This is a genomic window from Bordetella genomosp. 11, from assembly GCF_002261215.1.
Taxonomy (GTDB): domain Bacteria; phylum Pseudomonadota; class Gammaproteobacteria; order Burkholderiales; family Burkholderiaceae_B; genus Bordetella_C.
The window spans coordinates 83,931-99,774 of record NZ_NEVS01000001.1 but is presented as its reverse complement, the minus strand read 5'-3'; the positions used below and the strand labels follow the sequence as shown (position 1 = coordinate 99,774).

The window sequence follows — 15,844 nt, the reverse complement described above, 5'->3', positions numbered from 1 at the left end:
CGCGCGCTCGCGGTTGCCCGCCTGCCCCCGCCCGCATGTGTTCGGTGAAGCTGTTCCCGCAAGTCATCAGGAGTCCGCGTGTTCTCAACTCTGCTTATCGCCAACCGCGGTGAAATCGCCTGCCGGGTGGCGGCGACCGCCCGCCGCCTGGGCATCCGCACCATCGCCGTCTACTCGGACGCGGACGCGCGCGCGCCGCACGTCGCCGCCTGCGACGCCGCCGTACGCCTGGGACCGGCCGAACCCGGGGCCAGCTATCTGCGTGGCGACCTGATCCTGGCCGCGGCGCAGGCCGCGGACGCGCAGGCCATCCATCCCGGCTATGGCTTCCTGTCGGAAAACGCCGGCTTCGCCGAAATCGTCACGGCGGCGGGCATCGCTTTCGTCGGGCCGCCCGCCGGCGCCATTGCCGCCATGGGAAGCAAATCGGCCGCCAAGCAGCTCATGGAGAAAGCCGGCGTACCGCTGGTGCCCGGCTACCACGGCGACAACCAGGACGCCGCCTTCCTGCGCCGGCAGGCCGATGCCATCGGCTACCCCGTCCTGATCAAGGCCAGCGCGGGAGGCGGCGGCAAGGGCATGCGCATCGTGCAGGACGGCGCCGATTTCGCCGATGCGCTGGCGTCCTGCCGGCGCGAAGCGTCGTCCAGCTTCGGCGATGACCGCGTACTGCTCGAACGCTACCTGCAGAAGCCCCGGCATATCGAAATCCAGGTCTTCGCGGACACCCACGGACACTGCATCTATCTGTTCGAGCGCGATTGCTCCGTGCAGCGGCGCCACCAGAAAGTCATCGAGGAGGCGCCCGCGCCCGGCATGACGGAAGACCGGCGCCAGGCCATGGGCGAAGCCGCCGTCGCCGCGGCGCGGGCGGTGGGCTACGTGGGAGCGGGCACGGTGGAGTTCATCGTCGAACCCGACGGCCGCTTCTATTTCATGGAGATGAATACCCGGCTGCAGGTGGAACATCCTGTGACCGAAATGATCACCGGCGTGGATCTGGTCGAATGGCAATTGCGCGTGGCAGCCGGCGAGCCGTTGCCCGCGCGGCAGCAGGACCTGCGGCTGCGCGGCCATGCCATCGAGGCGCGCATCTATGCCGAAAATCCCGACACCGGCTTCCTGCCTTCCATCGGCACCGTGCGATACCTGGATCTGCCGGCGCACACCGCCTTCGCGAACGGCGCGGTGCGCGTGGATGGAGGCGTGCGGGCCGGCGATGCGATCACGCCTTACTACGACCCCATGATCGCCAAGCTGATCGTGCGCGGCGAGGACCGCGATGCCGCGCGTGCCCGCATGGCCCAGGCGCTGGCGCAGGTGCGCGTGGCCGGGGTGCATACCAATACCGCCTTCCTGGGCCGCCTGATGCGCGACGAGGCCTTCGCCGCCGCCGACCTGGACACCGGCTTGATCGAACGGCGGCGCGACACGCTGCTGCCCCCAGCGGGAACCGCGTCGCCGTCCATGCTGGCCCTATCCACCGCCGCGCTGCTGGCGCGCGAGGACGCGACAGGCGGTCGCGCCCTTCACGACGATGCGATGGCGGGCACCCAGGACACCGGCGCCGCGCCCGCATCGCCGACGGCCGCGCACCGCCAGGCCCATGCGTCGCCCGATCCCTGGGACACGCGTGACGGCTGGCGCGTGGATGGACGGTACGAACGGCCCATACACTGGCTGGACCGGGACACCCGGCGCACCGTTGCATTGCGGCGCGAACGCGACGCGTGGAGCCTGGCGCTGGACGACGGCGCGCCGCGCCGGCTGCGATGGGAGGCCGCGCCGCGCGGCGAAGGCGGGCAGGGCTGGGCGATCCGCGTGACCCTGGACGACGACGATATCCATGGCGTGGCGGTTTGGTGCGGCGAAAGCCTGCACGTCTTCCACGACGGCGACGCCCGCCAGCTGGTGCTGCACGATCCGCTGGCCCATGCGGGCGAGGAGCACGGCGAACATGGCGGCGACATGACGGCGCCCATGCCGGGCAAAATCATCTCCATCGGCGTGCGCGCTGGCGATGCGGTCCGCAAGGGCCAGGCGCTGCTCGTCATGGAAGCCATGAAAATGGAACACACCATCACGGCGGCCGCGGACGGCGAAGTAGCCGAAGTGTTCTACGCGGTGGGCGACCAGGTGGCCGAAGGGGCCGCGTTGATCGCGCTGCGATAAATCCCATCCGCGCAAAGCCGTGGACGTACCCGGCAGGCAACCGCCGGCATCGTGGCGCATACCGGCGGAACGGCGAGGTGCGGGGACGCAAAAAAAAGGCCCCGCGCCTTGGACCGCGCGGGGCCTTCTTTCCGGCAGCGAGCCTGCCTAGCCGCGCATCGCGGCGATCACGCCGTCCAGCGTTTCCAGCATCAGGTCGATTTCCTGCTCGGTCACATTCAGGGCCGGCATGAAGCGCAGCAGGTTGCCGCGCGGCGCGTTCAGCAGCATGCCTTGCGGCTCCAGCTTGCGAGCCGCGTCGACGATGGCCGGACCGTCGTCGCGATCCATCACCAGCGCGCGCAGCAGGCCGGCGCCACGTTCGCCATGCATGCCCCACTTGGCCGACAGCTTGAGCAGCCCTTCGGACAATTGGCGGCCGCGCGCCTGGACGGACTCCAGGAAACCCGGGGCATTCAGCACATCGAACACCGCCACGCCAACCGCCGTCATCAGCGGATTGCCGTTGAAGGTGCCGCCCTGCTCGCCATGCGAGAACACGCTGATGTCCTGGCGCGCCAGCAGGGCGGCCAGCGGAACCCCGCCGCCGATGCCTTTGCCCAGCGTCATGATGTCCGGCGTAATGCCGTACTGCTGGTAGGCGTACATGGTGCCGGTGCGGCCCATGCCGGTCTGGACTTCGTCCACGATCAGCAGGATGCCGTGCTGGTCGGCCAGCTTGCGCAGCCCTTGCATGAACTCCGTGCTGGCGGGGATGACACCGCCTTCTCCCTGCACGGGTTCCAGCATGATGGCGACGGTCTGCGGGTCGATCAGCTTGCGCACCGAATCCAGGTCGTTCAGGTCGGCCTTGGGAAAGCCGTCCACCTGCGGCGCGAACATCGTGTCCCAGCCGGGCTTGCCCGAAGCCGACATGGTCGCCAGCGTGCGCCCATGGAAGCCGTGGTCCATGGTGATGATCTTGTAGGCGCCGTTGCGATTGACCTTGCCCCACTTGCGGGCCAGTTTGATGGCGCCCTCGTTGGCTTCCGCGCCGCTGTTGGCGAAGAAGATGCGGTCGAACACCGACGATTGGGTCAGGCGCTGCGCCAGCTGCAAGGAAGGCTCGTTGTAGTAGGCGGGCGAGGGATTGATCAGCTTGGCGGCCTGGTCGTTCAGCGCGCGCAGCATTTCAGGAGCGCTGTGCCCCAGGCAGTTCACGGCCCATCCCTGGATGAAGTCCAGGTATCGCTTGCCCGTGTTGTCCTCCAGCCAGGATCCCTCTCCTCGCACGAACACGAGGTCCGGGCGGGAGGTGATCTCCATGAGGGTGTTGACGTTGTACTGGCTGAATTCCATGGCTGTTCCTGGTCTAAGGAAGGATGAGGTTTGCACCGCCCTGGGTATCGGGCGGGCAAGGGAGTAAATTTATCACCCGTTGGCGGCGGGATTGCCATCCGGGGCCGAGGAATCCACGCGGCGCGGTAAAAATGCATCACCCTATGCATCAGCCGCCTTCGCCACGGCCCATGGAAGGGCCGCCGCGCGGCCGCCGGATGCCGGCGCGGTGCGGTACCCGGCAGGCCCGCCGCCGCGGTCCGCCAGGCGCTGTCGCCTTGTCCGGGACTTCGCGGGCCCAGCGGGAATCCGCGAGCCAGAGTGTATACAAAGTTTGTGTAATGTCGTTAAATCAGCATCCCGGCGGCATGGCGGACCCGCCGACCGGGATCTTCCAATGTGCGGAGCCCGACATGCCATCCATATCCCTGCCCCCACGCGGCGAAAGAATCCTGCGCTGGGCCGATGCCCTGGCGCTGCATTCCGACCACCCGGAGCACCTGACCTGCGCCTATATGACGCCCGCGCACCGCGCGGTGGCCGCGATGCTTGCCACCTGGATGCGCGAAGCGGGCTTCGACGACGTGCGCCATGACGCGGTCGGCAATGTGATCGGACGGTATCGCGCGGTCCCGGGACAGGACGCCGCCCGCCTGGTGGCCACGGGCAGCCACTACGACACCGTGCGCAACGGCGGCCGCTATGACGGACGGCTTGGCATCCTGCTGCCCATCGCCGTCGTGGCCGAACTGCATGCGCAAGGCCGGCGGTTGCCTTTCGATTTCGAGGTCGTGGGTTTCGCCGAGGAAGAAGGGTTGCGCTTCGGCGGCACCTTTCTGGGTTCGTCGGCCTACGTCGGACGCTTCGACAGCGCCGTACTCGACCGCACCGATGCCGCCGGCATCGCCATGTGCGATGCCTTGCGCGAAGCCGGTTTCGATCCCGCCCGCGTGAACACCGATGCCGGCGACATCGCGCGGCTGGCGCATTATTTCGAGGTCCACATCGAACAGGGACCGGTGCTGCTGGACCGCGGCCTGGCCGTCGGCGTGGTCAGCGCGATCGCGGGCGGCGTGCGGCGGTTGCTGACGCTGCAGGGCCAGGCCGGCCATGCCGGGACCACGCCCATGGGCCTGCGGCATGACGCGGCCTGCGCGGCGGCCGAGGTCGTGCTGGCGGTGGAACGGCGTTGCCAGCGCGGCGACGGCCTGGTCGGCACCGTCGGCCGGCTGGAGGTGCCGGACGGCTCGATCAATGTCATCCCCGGCCGCTGCCAGCTATCGCTGGACGTGCGCGCGCCCGATGACGCGTTGCGCGACGCCGCGCTGGCCGACCTGGACGCGGAGATCGCCGCCATCTGCCACCGTCGCGGCATCGGCATGGCGATGGAAGAAATCATGCGCGTGCCGGCGACGCCGTGCGCGCCCGCGCAACGCTCGCTATGGTCGGCGGCGATCGCCGCGCACGGCGTGCCGGTCCACGAACTGCCGTCGGGCGCCGGCCACGACGCGATGATGGTCGCGAAGGTGGCGCCGGTAAGCATGCTGTTCGTCCGCTGCGGCAACGGCGGCGTCAGCCACAATCCCCTGGAAACGGTGACCGGCGAAGACGTGCAGTTGGCGGCCCAGGTAACGGAGACATTCCTGCTTAGCCTGGCGCGCACCCTGGAATAGGGAAGTGCCGCGGTGCCGCGGCGGCGCCATGCCGCGGCGCCTCAGCCCAGCAGCTCGGCCAGCGTCAGGGTCACGACCTGCGTGGCCTTGCGCAGGTCTTCCAGCCGCAGGTTTTCGTCGGCGTTGTGGCCGCCCGCTTCGACCAGGGTGCGCGGACCGGCGCCGTACAGCACGGTGGGGATGCCACGCTGCGTATAGTGGCGCGCGTCCGTATAGAGCGGCACGCCTTGCACCGGAATGTCGGCCTGCATGATGCGCGCGGCGTGGCGCCGCAGGGGCTCGATCAGCCGTTCCGCCCCCGGCAGCTGGGTCAGCGGCTGCGCCAGCATAATGCGCCTGACGGTCGCCGCGCAGCCGGGCCGGCGCGCGATGGCGGCTTCGACAATACCGCGCAGCTCGGCCTCGGCATCGTGTCCGGCCTCTTCGGGGATCATGCGGCGGTCGACGCGGAAGGTGACGCGATCCGGAACCACGTTGGTATTGATGCCGCCGTGGATCAGCCCGACGTTCAGGGTCGGCGCGCCGATACCGGGCGTGCCCGAGCGGCGGCCGGCGAGTTCGGCGCGGAAGGCGTACAGCGCCTGCAACACCTGGGTGGCGGCTTCCAGCGCATCCAGGCCCGTTTCCGGCATGGCGGCATGGGCCTGGCGTCCCTGCACGGACACCTCCACGTGCAGGCAGCCATTGTGCGCCGACGTGACGGCATAGCCGAAACCGGCGGATACGGCATAGTCCGGGCTGCTCAGCCCCTGGTCCAGCAGCCAGCGCGGGCCGATCTCGCCGCCGGCTTCCTCGTCGAAGGTGAAGTGCAGCTCGACCGCGCCGTGCATCGCGGCGCCCTGGCGCTGCGCCTCGCGCAGCGCCAGCAGGGCCCAGGTATAGGTGGCGAAATCGGATTTCGACACCGCCACGCCGCGGCCGTACATCACCGGGCCGTGCTGGGCATCGTGCTCGATATCGCCGCCGTAGGGGTCGCGGCGCCAGCCTTCGCCCGGGGGCACCACGTCGCCATGGGCGTTCAGGGCGATCACCGGTCCGCCCGGGCCGAAGCGGTGCCGCACGATCAGGTTGACCGCCGAGCGCATGCCGTTGGCCTGCACGAGCTCGGTGGGGACCACGTGGGCCTCCACCTCCAGGCCGAGGTCCTGAAGCAGGGACTGCGCGCGGCGCGCGATCGCTTCGCAATCGCCGGGAGGGTTATCGGAGGGGACGCGGACGAGCTCGCGCAGGAATTCCACCTGGCGATCGTGCTGGCCGTCCAGGAAGGAAAGCAGGGTCGGGACGTGGGACATCATGCGGCCACTCTAATGCATGTAAATTTTGTATGCAATCCCTGTCGCCGAGAATTGGGTAGACTTGATGCCTGCGCCGCATCCGGGCCCCCCGGCCGCGGTCCCCAGTCTCCGGTACATCCCCGCCGCACCGCAATGCCCGCACCGAACGCAGCCGACACCAGCACCGAGCACATCGCCCGCGATATCGCGGCGGCCATCGTCGCGCACAGGCTGCCCCCCGGGACGCGCCTGCGCGAAGAAGCGCTCGCGCGCGCCTACGGCGTCAGCCGAACGAAGATCCGCGCCGCCCTGCTGATGCTGACCAAGGACAAGCTGATCCGCACGGTGCCGGACAAGGGTGCTTTCGTCAGCAAGCCCAGCGCGGCCGAGGCGCGCGAGATCTTCTCCGTACGGCGTATCCTGGAAACCGCCATGGCGCGCGAATTCGTCGCACGGGCCAAGGCGGCGGATTACAAGCGGATCGAGCAGCACCTGAAGCAGGAACGCAAGGCCGTGGCGGGCAGCGACGTCCAGTTGCGCAATCGCCTGCTGGGGGACTTCCACATCCTGCTCGCGGAAGTGGCCGGCAATTCCGTGCTGACCGAAATGCTGCGCGAACTGTCCGCCCGTAGCGCCATCATCACGGTGCTGTATCAGTCGAACGTGGACGCCGCCTGCTCCTCCGACGAACACCATGCTTTCCTCGATGCCGCACGCAAGGGCGACGTCGAGCTGGCCTGCCGCCTGATGATCGAGCACCTGGACCACGTCGAGGGCGGACTCGACTTCGAGTCCGACACCGGAGGCGATGGCGACCTGGTAGCCGCGCTGCTGACGTGATCGCCGCTCCTGGCCTGATCGCCGCGCTGCTGGCCTGATCGCTTGGGCCCCGTTCGCCCCCGTTCGGTCCCCTTCGGCCCCGCTCCCATGCGCCTGGCGTGGCCTGTGACGGGCACCGGGTGCACGCTTCATATCGCACCGATTCCGTGCAGGTCCGGCACCATTCGGGCGCCGGGCGCCCTGCCGGTGACGACCGCCGTAGCGCGCCACCTGGGTCAGCGGTGTAAAGTTCTTTTCTGTCACACTTTTATTTCATAGTATTTCCGTGCCGCGGCTTGCCGCCGCGCGGGCACGGACCGCAAACTATGCCGCGCGGCCACCGCCCCGCACCCATACCGCTTTCCCTTCAAAACCCGCGAGGCCCGCCCGTGCCTTGCAACGCTCGCTCCGCGTAAGCGCATCCTGATCGGACCCCCCATGGAAGAAGCGCAGACCATCGCCGACCTGTCCTCGCTGATAGGCAAGATCACCAGCGGAAAGATCCGCGATATCAAGGAAATCACGCTGGAGACGCGCTTGCTCGGCCTGAATGCCGCCATCGAGGCATCGCACGTCGGCGAGGCCGGGCGCGGCTTCGCCATCGTGGCGGGCCGCGTGCGCGAGGTCTCGGAACGCGTCGAAGCGCTCGCCAATTCGCTGCAAACCGAATTGCAAGAGGTCGCGCAGAGCGTCACGCATCAATTGCGCCGCAGCCGCGGTCAACGCCTGGCGGACCTGGCGCTGAACGCCATCGAAACCATCGACCGCAATCTCTACGAGCGGACTTGCGACGTCCGCTGGTGGGCGACGGACAGCGCGGTCACGACCGCGCTGTCCGAGCCCGGCATCGATACGGCGCAACACGCCGGCGAGCGGCTGGGCATCATCCTGGACACGTACACCGTCTATCTGGATATCTGGATCGTCGATGCCACGGGCCGCGTGCTATGCAACGGCCGCCCCCAGGCCTACCCGGAAGCCGCGCAGCGCGATGTATCGTCCACAACCTGGTTCCGCCAGGCCATGGCCTTCGCCGGACCGGAGGAATACGCCAGCTGCGACATCGAATGCGTGCAGGCGCTGGGCAACGCGCAAGCGGCCATTTACGCCGCCGGCGTATATCGGCCGGGCGAGCGAGGGCCGATAGGCGTGATGGCCGTGTTCTTCGACTGGCGCAAGCAGGCGGCGGGCGTGCTGGCCAATGTGCGGCTGGCGCCGGAGCCGGGCAGGTCGGTCCGCTGCATGATCGTCGATGCGCGCCAGCGCATCATCGCCAGCACCGACGGCAAAGGACTGTTGAGCGATCGTTTCGAGCTGCGCGCACGCGACGGCGAAACGAGCGGCTACTACGCCGATGGGGACACCCTGTGCGGCTATGCGCTGACCCCTGGCTATGAAACCTATCCGGGCATGGGGTGGCACGGCGTGGTGGTCGACAAGCCGGCCTAGGCGCAGGGACGCGGGGCGCCCGTCGTCCCCGATGGCAGCGCGGTCTTGAGGGGCGTGACAGTAGAAGGCTTGCCTGCGCGCCGGCAGGCCCGCCAGCGGCCGGGCACATTCCAACCAAGGACCGACATGACGGCCGCGACGCGGCCGTTCCCACTGCCTGACGATGCGCGCCAGGCGGCGGAAAACGGGCGCGCCGCCGTCCGTCGCCGAACACCGCTGATGTAATTTTCCAACACTCCTGGACGCGCCCGCCTTCGCACCTGTTTAGTGCGTTCGCGCACCCGCAAGGTGCAAAGCGCGCGTCCTGCACGAACCGATTGCGGGTGCTTCTCTCGCAGGCCAGGCGGGCGACAAGGTGGCATGCAATTTGCATCACCCATTTTGTATACCGATTTGGTGTGCAAACACACTGGCCCCCATCACGGAGTCCGGAGAACACAAATGAACCGTAGACACCTTTTGATGGCGCTGTGCGCCGCCGCGACCATACTGGGCTCGGGCACGGCCAGCGCCGATGCGCTGCAGAACATCCAGAAGGCCGGGGTCATCCGCGTCGCCGTCCCGCAGGACTTTCCGCCGTTCGGCTCGGTCGGCCCGGATCTGAAGCCGGTCGGCTACGACATCGACACGGCCAGGCTGGTGGCCGCCCGCCTGGGCGTCACGGTGGAACTGGTTCCCGTGACCAGCGCCAACCGCATTGCCTATCTGCAGACCGGCAAGGTCGACCTCGTCATCTCCAGCATGGGCAAGAATGCCGAACGGGAAAAGGTGATCGATTTCTCCGACGCCTACGCCCCCTTCTTCAATGGCGTGTTCGGTCCCTCCAGCATCAAGGCAAGCGCCCCCGCCGACCTGAACGGCAAAACCATCGGCGTCACGCGCGGCGCGGTGGAAGATATCGAACTGAGCAAAATCGCCCCCGCCGGCGCCACGATCAAACGGTACGAGGACAACAACGGCACGATCTCCGCCTTCCTGTCCGGCCAGGTGCAGCTGATCGCCACCGGCAACGTCGTCGCCGCCGCCATCCTGGCGAAGAACCCGCCCAAGAAACCGGAGACCAAGTTCCTGATCAAGAACTCGCCCTGCTACATCGGCCTGAACAAGGATGAACCGGCACTGAAGGCCAAGCTGAACGCCATCCTGGCCGACGCGAAGAAGGACGGGTCGCTCAACGTCATCTCGCACAAGTGGCTGGGTGCCGACGTGCCGGCGGGACTGTAGCGCCCATGGCCTACCGCTTCGACTTCCTGGCGGTCGCCGACTACACGCCCGTCCTGCTGAAAGGGCTGGGCGTGACGGTGGAGCTGATCGCCTTCGGCGCGGTGACCGGTGTCGCCATCGGCATCGCCTGCGCCTGGGCCATTACGCAGGGGCCCCGCTGGACGCGTCCGCCGGTCACCGCCTACGTCGAGCTGGTACGCAACACACCCTTCCTGATCCAGCTGTTCTTTATCTTCTTCGGCCTGCCCACCATCGGACTGCAATTGGGCGAGATGCAGGCGGCCTGCCTGGCGATGGCCATCAACCTGGGTGCCTACAGCACGGAGATCATCCGTGCCGGCATCGACGCCACGCCCCGCGGCCAGTACGAAGCCGGCATGAGCCTGGCGATGAGCCGCATGCAGGTGTTCCGCCACGTCGTCCTGCGACCGGCGCTGGCGCGCATCTGGCCGGCGCTGTCCTCGCAGATCGTTATCGTGATGCTGGGATCGGCCGTCTGTTCGCAGATCGCCGCGGAGGACCTGTCCTTCGCGGCCAATTTCATCCAGTCGCGCAACTTCCGGCCTTTCGAGGTCTACATCGTCACCACCGTCATCTACCTGCTGCTGGCCATCGTCCTGCGGCAGATCCTGCGGCTGGCGGGGCGGAGGATTTTCGGCGGGAGCGCGCGATGATCGAGTTTTCCTTTTGGGACATCGTGCGCAATCTGCTGCTGGCGGCCCGATGGACGGTGCTGCTGGCGGCGGTCGCCTTTGCCGGCGGCGCGATCCTGGGCCTGCTGGTACTGATGATGCGCACGGCCCAGGCAAACTGGCCGCGCCGCATTGCCTGGGCCTATATCGAACTGTTCCAGGGAACGCCGCTCCTGATGCAGCTGTTCCTGGCATTCTTCGGCCTGGCGCTGGCCGGCATGGACGTGCCGGCCTGGCTGGCCGCGGGCACGGCGCTGATCCTCTGGTCCGCCGCGTTCCTGGCCGAGATCTGGCGCGGCTGCGTGGATGCCATCCCGCGCGGGCAGTGGGAGGCATCCTCAAGCCTGGCGATGAGCTACACGCAACAGATGCGCCATGTGATCCTGCCCCAGGCTTTGCGCATCGCGGTGGCGCCGACGGTGGGATTTACGGTGCAGATCGTCAAGAGTACGGCGCTGACCTCCATCATCGGCTTCACCGAGTTGTCCAAGGCCAGCACCATCATTACCAACGCGACGTTCAATCCGTTCACGGTCTATGCCGTGGCGGCGCTGATCTACTTCATACTGTGCTGGCCGCTGTCGCGCGCGAGCCGGAAACTGGAAAGGAAGCTGCATGCCGCTCATCGCGCTTGAAGAGGTCCGTAAAAGCTTCGGATCCAACGAAGTGCTGAAGGGAATCACGCTGCGCGTGGAGCCAGGCGAAGTGGTCGCCATCATCGGCAAGAGCGGGTCGGGCAAGAGTACGCTGCTACGCTGCATCAACGGCCTGGAGACGATAGACCAGGGCTCGATCATGGTGGGCGACGCACAGCTGGTAAACGACGATCTTCATCTGCGCGCGTTGCGGCTGAAAGTGGGCATGATTTTCCAGCAGTTCAATCTGTTCCCTCACCTTACCGCTGGCCGCAACGTGATGCTGTCGCCGATGGTGACGCGCAAAATGCCGGAGCAGGAAGCCCGCACGTTGGCGCGGCTGATGCTCGAACGAGTGGGCCTGGGCCACAAGTTCGACGCCTGGCCCAACCAATTGTCCGGCGGCCAGCAGCAACGCGTGGCAATCGCACGCGCGCTGGCCATGCAGCCGATCGCTTTGCTGTGCGACGAGATTACTTCCGCATTGGATCCCGAACTGGTCAACGAGGTACTGGCGGTGGTGCGCGAACTCGCCGGCGAGGGCATGACACTGATCATGGTCACGCACGAGATGCGGTTCGCGCGGGAGGTGTGCGACCGGGTGGTTTTCATGCACGAAGGGCGCGTACACGAGGTCGGGGATCCCGAGACGGTATTCGGCAATCCTGGTACGCCGGAGTTACGGCATTTCCTCGGGATGGCGAGCTAAGAGATCGGCGGAGGTCACACCGGCCGTCGGTTCGACTGCGCAGTTCAGTGGCGTTCGCTGACCGCGGGTGTGGTGCTCAGGGCATCCGTTGATGGTTGCTGTCGGCGGATATCTCGTCGATGCCTTCGATCGATTCTTGCTGATGCCGTCCGTTGGCGGTTGCTGTCTGCGGGTATTTTGCTGATGCCGTCCGTCGGGGGTGGTGCCTGTCGGGGCCAGCCCGGAGGAGCCGGTCCGGCGCCTTCGCGCCGGACTCCCGCGTTGTCATCCTCGTACGGCGGCCGAAGTGGCGGTGGGGTTCTTGCGGGTTTTTTGCCCGGCCGTCCTCCCTTGTATCTTGGCGCTTGTGGTGGTTAGCTATCGCCACACGAGGGGCGGACGAGCTTCGGTCCTCCCTGACGGCGTTGACCCTGTTCCGTAGATAAAGCCGCCGCTCCTCACCTCTGCAGCCATCTGGACACTGGACGGTAGCCTAGGGCGATATCGACCCTGCATGCACAAGGTAAGTGGGCTCAGTTGGCATCGCCACGGGATGGGAAGCCTATGTTTTATTTGGGAATTGATGTTGCCAAGCTGAAGTTGGACTGCATGCTGTTATTGGATTTGGAGCGTGACAAGCGCTAATCCAAAGTCGTTCCAAACACCGCCGACGGGGTAAAGACGTTGATTCAGTGGTGCGCCAAGCAAGGCGCGCAGGCGCAGCGGATCCATGTGATTCTGGAGGCTACTGGGCCGTATCACGAGCAAGCGGCTACGTGGTTGTTTGATTCGGGCATGATGGTATCAGTGGTCAATCCGGCCAACGTGCATAACTTCGGCAAGGCCTTGGCGGTGCGCTCGAAGACCGATGCGCTCGATAGTTTGGTGCTGGCCCGTTATGGCGCCGCAGTCAAACCCGGTAAATGGCAGGCTGCACCTATGCACGTGCGCGAGCTGCGTGCCTTGTTGGGCCGTCTTGAAGCGCTGACGAAGGATCGCGCGCGCGAACTAAATCGGCAGGAGAAGCTTCAGGCTGGCGCGGCGCCTACGCTGGTGGAAAGCTCAATCGAGAAGAGCCTGGAGTTCTACGCTGCTGAGATCGAACGGCTGGAGAAGGCGATCCAGGATCATATCGACCGTCATCCTGATCTAAAGGAAGACAGTAAGTTGTTGGAGAGCATTCCAGGGGTAGGGATAAAAGTCAGCCGCACGATGCTGGCGGTGATGCATAGCCATCAGTTCAAGAGCGCGGAGTCACTAGCTGCTTACCTGGGGCTGGTGCCGGTACAACGCCAGTCGGGCAGCTCCTTGCATGGCCGTAGTCGCCTATCAAAAGCCGGTAATGCCGGCGTCAGGGCAATGCTGTACATGGCCGGTGTCGTGGCAGCCCAACACAATCCGCATATCAAGGCGCTTTATCAGCGTCTGCTAGCGGCGGGCAAAGCCAAGATGTCGGCCATAGGCGCCTGCATGCGTAAGCTGGTTCATCTTTGCTTTGGCGTAATTAAAACCCGCGAACCTTACCGCTTCGACTTTCCTGTCACTGCTTGACAGTCGAGACGGTATCTTCGGATTCCCTCGCGCGGCTCCAACGGGCTGGCCCCGACAGGCACCACCCCCGACGGACTCCGATGTGCTTTATTCACTGTCCGCTGGGGCGAACTGGGTTCTTGCGCTTCGTCGGTAGTGGATGCCGCCGATGGAAGATCTTGCGGCGCACGTCGATCGCCGGCCGCCCAGCGCGGCCAGCGATCGCCTACACGGCGCGTCATGCCGCGGGTGCTTTCGTGCGACGGTTTTGCATCCGGAGTGGATGCCGTTGCATGCGTACATTCGCATGAGCCATGGGCAAGATGGCCAACGAGCCGAGATGGTCAACGATACGCGACATGGGGACCGAGCCGCGACGCGGCCCAGGAGCGCGGACGGCACTGTCAGGATTGAGGAGTAGCCGTGGCATCCAAGCCTGTCGAGGCGTCAGGACCTTTGTGCCCGCGGCATCCAGAGCTTGCGGGGTGTCAGGACCGTCGTGTCCGCAGAATCCTGTGGCGGTGTCGAGACTGTCAGGATTTCTGTGTCTGCAGTCTCCCGACAGGACTGTCAGGATTCCTGCGTCTGCGACATTCGAGCACGTCGCATTCCACCGCCGCCGCCATCCCCACCGCCATTCGCATGCAGCCCGTCGCATTCAACTACGGCGTAGGCGCAGCGGGGCCGCGCTGGGCGGCCTCGATGCGACGTGCAATGCAAAATCTTCCAGCGGCAGCATCCGCCACCCACGAAGCGCAAGAACCCAGCTCGTCGCAGCGACCGTGAATAAGGCAAACCGGAGTCCGGCGGGGGTGATGCCTGTCGGGGCCAGCCCGTTGGAGCCGCGCGAGGGAATCCGAAGGAAGGACGGCCGGGCAAAAAAAGCACAAGAACCCCACCGCCACTTCGGCCGCCGTACGAGGATGACGACGCGGGAGTCCGGCGCGAAGGCGCCGGACCGGCTCCTCCGGGCTGGCCCCGACAGGCATCACCCCCGCCGGACGGCACAAGCAAAATACCCGCCAACGCCAACCATCAACCAACGGCATAAGCGAACCACCCGCCCACAGAAACGACAGCAGACAGGCATCAGCAGCCCCCACGCCGCCGTCGAACGCCAACGGTCCCCATCAGCAAACCCCTCACCGACTAAGCCCACGCGCCGAGATAGGCCAAATCCCTTCCACCACCCCCGCCCGCACCGCCACCAACGTGTCATGCAAATTGAACGTCGGATCGCAATGCGAAGGCACCAGCAGCAACTTCGTCCCCAACGCAGGCGTCGCCGCCCCCGCCGCCACCCGCACCACCCCATGCTCGTCATTCGCCGCGACATACGTCAGACCAGGCCGCTCATGCACCCGCGGCAACCCACACTCGATCGTCGTCGACTTCAACCCCGCGTCCAGCACCACGCGATCCGCGCAAGGCGTACTCATCACCGTACTCAGCAAGAACAGGCTATTGCGCAACTGCAGCTCGCCCGCCCACTCGTTATCGCCGTAGTCCCCGTCCATAAAGGCATACGTCCCAGCCTGCAGTTCCGTATAGACCCCACCAGGCCCGTCGAACTCCGCCGTCCCCGTCCCGGAGCCCGTAATGATCGGGCAGGCATAGTCATGCTCGGCCAGAATCCGCGCGCACTCCTTGGCCCGGGCCGCTGTCTCGCGACACGCGGCCGCGCGCTCCGCATGGCCGCGCCGATGCTGCAGCGACCCGTGATACGCCTGCAAACCGGCAAAACGCAAACCCGGCAGACTCTCGATACGCCGCGCCAGCTCCAGCGCCGCGGTCGGCGACGACACCCCGCAACGTCCCTGGCCCACATCCAGCTCGACCAGCACATCGATACGCGCGCCATGCCTCGCCGCCGCGCGGGAAAGATCCGCCACATTGTCCACATGGTCCACGCACACGCTGATCCGCGCCTGCCTGGCGAGCGACGCCAGCAGGTCCAGCTTGGTGGCACCGACGACCTCATTGCTGATGTGGATATCGTGTATGCCGGCGGCGACGAAGGGCAATGCTTCGCTGACCTTCTGCACGCACACCCCTCGCGCACCCAGCGCCGCCTGGCGCAACGCCACTTCCGGACATTTGTGAGCCTTGGCATGCGGCCGCAGGGCGACGTCACAGCGGTCGGCCCATTCTTGCATGGTGCGCAGATTGTGCTCGAAAGCATCCAGGTCCAGCACCAGGCAGGGCGTATCAACCTGATCCCATGCATCGCCGACGCGCGCCGGCGGCGGCAGTTGCGGCAGTGGCGCGGCCTCGCCCGTCACGTCCAGTTCGGTGTTGTCCAAGCAGATCTCCTGACATGTTGATGAGCGCCACCCCCGGCAGCGCCTGACTGATTCCTGAATTTATGCTC

General features: G+C 66.4%; 11 protein-coding genes and 1 pseudogene. 9 read left to right on the top strand and 3 right to left on the bottom strand.

Annotated features, from left to right (window positions below):
- The first annotated feature begins 78 nt into the window (after positions 1-78).
- Positions 79-2,172, top strand: coding sequence for an acetyl-CoA carboxylase biotin carboxylase subunit (locus tag CAL28_RS00435; RefSeq protein WP_094839468.1), 2,094 nt, complete (start codon positions 79-81; stop codon positions 2,170-2,172).
- Between the two features lie 147 nt (positions 2,173-2,319).
- Here the strand turns inward: CAL28_RS00435 and CAL28_RS00430 are convergent, their stop codons facing one another.
- Positions 2,320-3,510 (bottom strand): acetylornithine transaminase, encoded by a 1,191-nt coding sequence (locus CAL28_RS00430; RefSeq protein WP_094839467.1) that lies wholly within the window; start codon positions 3,508-3,510, stop codon positions 2,320-2,322.
- A 392-nt stretch (positions 3,511-3,902) separates the two neighbouring features.
- Here CAL28_RS00430 and CAL28_RS00425 point away from each other — a divergent pair, with 392 nt between their 5' ends.
- Positions 3,903-5,162, top strand: a complete 1,260-nt coding sequence (locus CAL28_RS00425) for an allantoate amidohydrolase (protein ID WP_094839466.1) — start codon at positions 3,903-3,905, stop codon at positions 5,160-5,162.
- Positions 5,163-5,203: 41 nt separating this feature from the next.
- Here CAL28_RS00425 and CAL28_RS00420 read toward each other — a convergent pair whose 3' ends face one another.
- Positions 5,204-6,457, bottom strand: a complete 1,254-nt coding sequence (locus tag CAL28_RS00420; RefSeq protein WP_440588342.1) for a M20/M25/M40 family metallo-hydrolase — start codon at positions 6,455-6,457, stop codon at positions 5,204-5,206.
- 132 nt (positions 6,458-6,589) lie between these two features.
- On the opposite strand from CAL28_RS00420, the gene CAL28_RS00415 reads away from it, so the two are divergent.
- The 7 genes and pseudogenes from CAL28_RS00415 (at position 6,590) to CAL28_RS00385 (ending at position 13,494) form a co-directional block, all read left to right on the top strand.
- A complete protein-coding gene (locus CAL28_RS00415) occupies positions 6,590-7,276 on the top strand; it encodes a GntR family transcriptional regulator (RefSeq protein WP_094839465.1) in 687 nt (228 codons plus the stop codon).
- Between the two features lie 417 nt (positions 7,277-7,693).
- The gene (locus tag CAL28_RS00410; protein ID WP_094839464.1) at positions 7,694-8,704 is read left to right on the top strand and encodes a methyl-accepting chemotaxis protein; all 1,011 of its coding nucleotides are present in this window, start codon (positions 7,694-7,696) and stop codon (positions 8,702-8,704) included.
- Positions 8,705-9,145: 441 nt separating this feature from the next.
- Complete coding sequence (locus CAL28_RS00405) at positions 9,146-9,928, top strand: transporter substrate-binding domain-containing protein (protein ID WP_094839463.1); 783 nt, start codon at positions 9,146-9,148, stop codon at positions 9,926-9,928.
- A gap of 5 nt (positions 9,929-9,933) precedes the next feature.
- Entirely contained in the window at positions 9,934-10,602 is a 669-nt protein-coding gene (locus tag CAL28_RS00400; protein WP_094839462.1) for an amino acid ABC transporter permease, read from the top strand.
- Entirely contained in the window at positions 10,599-11,255 is a 657-nt protein-coding gene (locus CAL28_RS00395) for an amino acid ABC transporter permease (RefSeq protein ID WP_094839461.1), read from the top strand. The genes CAL28_RS00400 and CAL28_RS00395 overlap by 4 nt, the downstream gene beginning before the upstream one ends.
- On the top strand, positions 11,236-11,964 hold the full coding sequence (locus CAL28_RS00390; RefSeq protein ID WP_094839460.1) for an amino acid ABC transporter ATP-binding protein: 729 nt from the start codon (positions 11,236-11,238) through the stop codon (positions 11,962-11,964). Before CAL28_RS00395 ends, CAL28_RS00390 begins: the two co-directional genes overlap by 20 nt.
- 543 nt (positions 11,965-12,507) lie before the next feature.
- Positions 12,508-13,494 (top strand): annotated as a pseudogene (locus CAL28_RS00385) (IS110 family transposase).
- A gap of 1,121 nt (positions 13,495-14,615) precedes the next feature.
- On the opposite strand, the gene CAL28_RS00380 reads toward CAL28_RS00385, so the two are convergent.
- Positions 14,616-15,776 carry a DSD1 family PLP-dependent enzyme gene (locus tag CAL28_RS00380; RefSeq protein WP_440588341.1) on the bottom strand — a complete coding sequence of 387 codons (1,161 nt, stop codon included), beginning with the start codon at positions 15,774-15,776 and terminating at the stop codon, positions 14,616-14,618.
- Positions 15,777-15,844 lie beyond the last annotated feature (68 nt).

Coding starts and splice junctions, on each gene's coding strand:
- CAL28_RS00430 (WP_094839467.1), bottom strand. CDS start 3,510: ATGGAATTCAGCCAGTACAACGTCAACACCCTCATGGAGATCACCTCC.
- CAL28_RS00425 (WP_094839466.1), top strand. CDS start 3,903: ATGCCATCCATATCCCTGCCCCCACGCGGCGAAAGAATCCTGCGCTGG.
- CAL28_RS00420 (WP_440588342.1), bottom strand. CDS start 6,457: ATGATGTCCCACGTCCCGACCCTGCTTTCCTTCCTGGACGGCCAGCAC.
- CAL28_RS00415 (WP_094839465.1), top strand. CDS start 6,590: ATGCCCGCACCGAACGCAGCCGACACCAGCACCGAGCACATCGCCCGC.
- CAL28_RS00410 (WP_094839464.1), top strand. CDS start 7,694: ATGGAAGAAGCGCAGACCATCGCCGACCTGTCCTCGCTGATAGGCAAG.
- CAL28_RS00405 (WP_094839463.1), top strand. CDS start 9,146: ATGAACCGTAGACACCTTTTGATGGCGCTGTGCGCCGCCGCGACCATA.
- CAL28_RS00400 (WP_094839462.1), top strand. CDS start 9,934: ATGGCCTACCGCTTCGACTTCCTGGCGGTCGCCGACTACACGCCCGTC.
- CAL28_RS00395 (WP_094839461.1), top strand. CDS start 10,599: ATGATCGAGTTTTCCTTTTGGGACATCGTGCGCAATCTGCTGCTGGCG.
- CAL28_RS00390 (WP_094839460.1), top strand. CDS start 11,236: ATGCCGCTCATCGCGCTTGAAGAGGTCCGTAAAAGCTTCGGATCCAAC.